The 5,592-nt window shown below is 25.7% G+C and carries 6 protein-coding genes and 1 pseudogene; 1 reads left to right on the top strand and 6 read right to left on the bottom strand.

What is annotated here, in order from left to right; all coding sequences use genetic code 11:
* The 5 genes and pseudogenes from GBZ86_RS18285 to GBZ86_RS11980 all read right to left on the bottom strand — a co-directional run.
* The coding region (locus GBZ86_RS18285; protein WP_327445115.1) for a helix-turn-helix domain-containing protein at positions 1–67 on the bottom strand (67 nt) is incomplete at its 3' end.
* A pseudogene (locus tag GBZ86_RS11995) lies at positions 39–523 on the bottom strand (recombinase family protein). The pseudogene GBZ86_RS11995 and the gene GBZ86_RS18285, both read right to left, overlap by 29 nt.
* 352 nt (positions 524–875) lie before the next feature.
* On the bottom strand, positions 876–1,916 hold the full coding sequence (gene cax / locus GBZ86_RS11990; RefSeq protein ID WP_152890975.1) for a calcium/proton exchanger: 1,041 nt from the start codon (positions 1,914–1,916) through the stop codon (positions 876–878).
* A 43-nt stretch (positions 1,917–1,959) separates the two neighbouring features.
* Positions 1,960–2,598, bottom strand: a complete 639-nt coding sequence (locus GBZ86_RS11985) for a hypothetical protein (RefSeq protein WP_152890973.1) — start codon at positions 2,596–2,598, stop codon at positions 1,960–1,962.
* 72 nt (positions 2,599–2,670) lie between these two features.
* Positions 2,671–3,198, bottom strand: a complete 528-nt coding sequence (locus GBZ86_RS11980) for an ABC transporter ATP-binding protein (RefSeq protein WP_152890971.1) — start codon at positions 3,196–3,198, stop codon at positions 2,671–2,673.
* Between the two features lie 133 nt (positions 3,199–3,331).
* On the opposite strand from GBZ86_RS11980, the gene GBZ86_RS11975 reads away from it, so the two are divergent.
* Positions 3,332–4,981, top strand: a complete 1,650-nt coding sequence (locus tag GBZ86_RS11975) for a DEAD/DEAH box helicase (protein ID WP_152890969.1) — start codon at positions 3,332–3,334, stop codon at positions 4,979–4,981.
* A 262-nt stretch (positions 4,982–5,243) separates the two neighbouring features.
* Here GBZ86_RS11975 and GBZ86_RS11970 read toward each other — a convergent pair.
* Positions 5,244–5,592, bottom strand: a 349-nt coding sequence (locus tag GBZ86_RS11970) for a transposase (protein WP_152890967.1), incomplete at its 5' end; no start/stop codon positions are given.

The raw sequence follows: 5,592 nt of genomic DNA, 5'->3' as shown, positions 1-5,592 counted from the left end.
TATAAATGTATCTACATATACCAATAGTTTCATGTATTTTAGTTGTCTGTTTTTTTGTAGGTTTCACCTCTATTTTGTATGCTTTTAGCAATTTCTTCATCCTCCTCTATCTTCTTTTTATACTTTCCTAATCCATAAATTCGGCAACTAAAAACATGAAGTATGGAAATTATATCTTGGATTAATTCATTCCATTTTTTTCTATTATAATTTAATCCACTTCCTATATCTTCAATTGTTTCATTTACAATAATTCATTTAGAAAATATAAAATTCAGAAGAAATGCTATTTGATTTTTCAAATCATCTTTCTGATTGTTTGTTGAAACTCTAGTATAAATTACAATTTTTTTATTATCATTAGAATTTACCCCTTTATACTCTAAGTATTGACATAAGTGTAATATCTTCTACCCATAGGTGTTCTTTTAGCTATTAATATCTTATCTCTATCCCACCTTTGAAGAGTTTTTACTGATACGTTTAATAATTCAGCAAAATCCTTTGGTTTATAGTTTGTTATGTGTTTATTTATCAACATCACCTCTTAGGTATATATTGACACATTTATCTACCTTTTTGTTAGCTATTTTCATTCTCCTTTTTTGCAAATATTTATTTAAAATAGCTAATAAATCCTTGTTATTTTCTCTCCTAAGGTATTAACACTTAAATAATTAAAAATTTGTTATATACTTTTATTGTTAATTTAATGGTTTTTGGATTATAAGTAACTATTTTAAGATTATTTTTATAAAACTTATAATCTTAATCTAATAGTATCAAGATAATTTATATTAAGTTATTTGTCAATAATTTAATTTATTATAAATAATAAAGGCTTATATTAAAATTATATATTTTCTATTTAAATACTAAACAATAAAAAATGCTGCTGCAATTATTCCATAAACCGCCAATAATTGAACACCTTCTAACCAATTAGATTCCCCATCATTAGAAACCTTATTAGCAATAAATATTGCTGCAATTAATGCTACTAATTCAAATGGACTAAATATTATGCTCATAGGTTCAAAAATTAAACTTAAAAATATAAGAACTGGTGCTACAAATAATATTATTTGTAGACTTGATCCTATAGCAATTTCAACTGCTACATCCATTTTATTCTTTAAAGCCATCATAATAGCTGTACTATGCTCTGCTGCATTTCCTATTATAGGTATTAATATTATTCCTACAAAAAATTCACTTAATCCTAAACTTTTTGTTAATCCTTCAACACCATCTACTAAAAATTCGCTTTCTATAGCTATTAAAATAGTTGCAATTATAAGTATTAAAATTGATTTTTTTAAAGACCATTTAGGTTGTCCTTCTTCTTTACTAACAGATTCTACATTTTTATTAGTGAAGAAAGAAAAAATTAAACTTAATATGTATATTATAAACATTATTATTGCAACTACTAAACTTAAGCCTTCATATCTAGTATTAAGTAAAGTTTTGTCTACAGTATGAGTGAATATTGCTGGTATACAAAGACCTATAACTGCAAATAATAACATGCTAGATGAGATTTCTATCACATCTTTATTAAATTTTTGAGTTTTATATTTTAATCCTCCAGCTAACATACTACCACCTAAAACTAAAAGAATATTTCCAATGACAGAACCAGAAATAGAGGCTTTGACTACATCAAATAAACCTGCTTTAAGTGCAAAAAAAGATATTATAAGTTCTGTAGCATTTCCAAAAGTAGCATTTAAAAATCCTCCTACCTTAGGACCTGAATAAAAAGAAAGTTCCTCTGTTCCTTTACCTAAAAGTCCTGCTAAAGGTATTATTGCTAAAGCTGATAATAAAAACATTACTGTTTGTGACATTCCCATAAATTTAGCTATAATACTTATAGGAATAAACATTAACATATACTTTAATATTTTCATCTTTCGTTCACTTCCATTCTTTATATAATTTAAATCTATTAAATTAACCTTTTTTATCCTTATAGTAGCTAAAATAAATTGTTAAAGCACTTATTACTAAAACAGTTACAGCTACCGTAATTTTAGAATTAATTAAAGTTTTTATACCAGTAACCCATTCGTAGGCATTTCCATAAACTACTGGATTTGTAATATCTTTTAAATTAAAAATTTTAGGAAAAAAATATATTCCTAAAAAACTAAACATTAAAAATATTAATGGTGCTACTTTGTTTTTAAATAAACTAGAAGTAAAAATACCTATTCCATTAAAGAATAAAGCTATAACAAAATTTATTATAGAAATTTCAATTAATACCCCAAATATAGGCTTCATACTTGTATAATTTATTATAAATTTTTCCATCACAGCAGTAAATAGAGTGTTTTTAAACATTGGTACTGGATAGTTCACATCTCTATTTATTTTTTCTATACTACTTATCTCAATATTATGTTTCATTAATAAATTTATTATTTTGCTAACACTATCCTCATTAACAATAATACTTTTATCTTTTATTTCAATATAACAACTAAAATTTAATTTTGAAGGAATAAAATCTTCTTTTAATATTATAATATACTTATTATTACTTATATCTTTTTTGTCTAAAGAATAGATTATTTCTCCTTTATCCATAAATAAAAATCTATGGCATACCTCCTCTAAATAAGCTAAAGTATGAGAGGAGATAAGTATACACATTCCTTTTTATTTACATTTATTCAATATTTTAATGAGTCTAAAAATACTCTTTTGATCTAATCCATTTGTTGGTTCATCTAATATTAAAACACTTTTAGTTGACAATATAGCTATGGCTATGGCTAATCTCTGCTTCATTCCTAAAGAATATGTAGAAGTTCTCTTATTTAAATTTTTTCCTATATCAATAAATTCTATAAGCTCATTAATTGCTTCTTCCGATACTCCTCTTATGTCTCTTATAAGCTTTAAATGTTCATATCCTGTTAACTCTGGATAAAAACCTGCTATTTCTATAACTGATGAGGTATTTTCTAATAAATACTCTCTATTTTTATAAATATCCTTTCCATCAATTAAAATTTCACCTGAATTTATTTTTATAAAAGTCATAATGGATTTCATTACGGTAGATTTTCCTACATCATTATTGCCAACTAATCCAACTATTTCTCCTTTATTAATATTAAAAGAACTATTTTTTAGTACCTCTACCTTACCATATTTCTTAACTACATTTTTTACTTCAATCATATTATCACTCCATCATATTTGTAATGGTATATGCTATGCCCTAGTTCTGCAAAAGTAACCTTAAAGAAAATTTTGTTAATCTTGTACATAATACTTATCAAGTATAAAATAAATTTAATGGAGGGATAAAGATATGAATATACAGTTAAGAAATTATCAAATAGAAAGTATAGATAGAATTATGAATATGAAAATAGGAGAAAGGAAAGTTTTATCTTTACCTACTGGACTTGGAAAAACTATTGTAATGGCTGCACTAGCAAAGGAAAATATAGAAAGTAGAATTCTTATTGTAGTACCTTCAACAGAATTGCGTGAACAAACTATTGAAAAATTACAACTTATTTGTGGAAATGATGTAAGTGTAGGTAGTGTGCAAGGAAAGATTAATCAGTATGATAAAAATATTATAGTAGCTACTAGACAAAGTTTAACAAATGCAAAATCAACCAGAATGGATACTTTAAATGAATATGGAAATTTCGAGTACATACTACTTGATGAGTGCCACCAAGCTATTTCACAAATTAAAACAATAGTTAGTACTATAGGAGCTAAGAGCAAGATAATAGGGTTTACTGCTACACCTTTTAATAAAGATATGATAAAGATTTTTAATGGTTTTGTTTATGAAAAACCTCTTTTAGATTCAATACTAGAAGGATATTTATGCGAACCTAGATGTTATAGGATTGAAACAACAACGGATATATCACAAGTAAAGAGTGTTGGTGGGGAGTTCATACAGTCACAATTGGCAAGAACAATTAATAATACAGCTAGGAATGAAGTTGTTATAAAAGCTTATCTTGAAAGTGCAACAGATAGAAAACATACGTTAGTGTTTGCAGCTAGTATAGATCATGCTAATTCACTTGCTGAATGTTTTAATAAAAATGGTATTTTTGCAAAAAGTATTGATAGTACATTAGATGAGAATGAGAGAAAAGAGACACTTAAGGAGTTTGAATCAGGTAATATTAAAGTATTGGTTAATGTAGGAATATTAACAACTGGATATGATTTTCCTGCAACTGACTGTATTGTAATGGCTAGACCTACTAAGAGTAAAATGTTGTATACTCAATGTGTTGGTAGAGGATTAAGATTACATGAAAATAAGGAAGATTTACTTCTTATAGATATTGTGGATGTAACAAGTAAATTTGCCTTATGGGAGGCTAATAATATTTTTAAAACTAAGTTCAGGAATGGTGAAAGATTAAAGGAAAATATTGATAGAATTAAAAATGAAGCTGAAGAAGAAAGGGCTAGAATTGAAATTGAGAGATTAGAACATGAAAGGAAATTAAGGGAGGAGGAAGAGTTAAGGATTCAAGAAATTGAGTTGTTTAATAAAAGTGTTGATAATGCAATTGAAAGTAGCGAACTTGATTGGTGGAGTTGGAAATTTAAAGGTTTAGAATCAATGGTGTTAAAAATTACTGCTCATGATATAGCTATAATATTTAAAACTGGAGATAATGTATTTAGATTATATGCTTATGATGAGAAAACTAAAAAATTAACACTTTTAGATAAGACTAATAATTTGATGCAACTTATAAGAGATGTAGATGATACAAGCTTAAAAAATGGTAGTAGCTTTATAAGTAAAGATGTATATTGGAAGCATGAACCAGCTACAGATAAGCAAAAGCAATTTATAGAAAATACTATTAAAAATCCTCATTATAATCTCGAAACATTGACAAAGTGGGAAGCTGTTAAATGTTTTGCTGAAAGAGATTTATTTAAGGTATTTATAAAATTAGTGAAGTAATTACTAACAAAATATATACTTTGTTAGTAATTATAGATTGAGTAATACATTTCTTATAGGAGGTACTACACCCACTAAATTGTTTTTAATTTATTACATTATAATGTTAACTGTACCTTTAAAGGGGACTATGCGCTCTTAAAACAACGTATATTATATAGTACTAAATTTATGCATTGTGCTAGTTAAATTTATTTTTCAATTTAATGGTAATTATTTCAAAGAAAAAATATTCTAATAAAGCACTTAATATTTAGATTTTTTATCCAAATATTAAGTGCTTTATTTTTCCTATATTAGCCTCATTTCCACTGAAAAAGTTTATTAAATATGAGATATTATAAGCTAAAATTTTAATACTAAGCTTAGTCATTAATCTAAGTTTAGTTTTAGCTAAAACTTTATTTGAATTAAACTGTTCAGTTAATTGTGAAAATGACGTTTCTACACCACGTCTCATTTTAGATAAAATGTTTCGTATATGCTTAGGAAACTGTGTTTTACTATTTTTTCTTTGTAATGCTAAAAGAGAAATATTTTGCTCTAATGCAAGTTGTTTACCTATTTCTGTACTAACATATTCTTTATCTCCTATGATTCTAATATTTTTA

The organism is Clostridium tarantellae, assembly GCF_009295725.1.
GTDB lineage: Bacteria > Bacillota > Clostridia > Clostridiales > Clostridiaceae > Sarcina > Sarcina tarantellae.
This window is presented reverse-complemented; position numbering and strand designations above follow the sequence as displayed.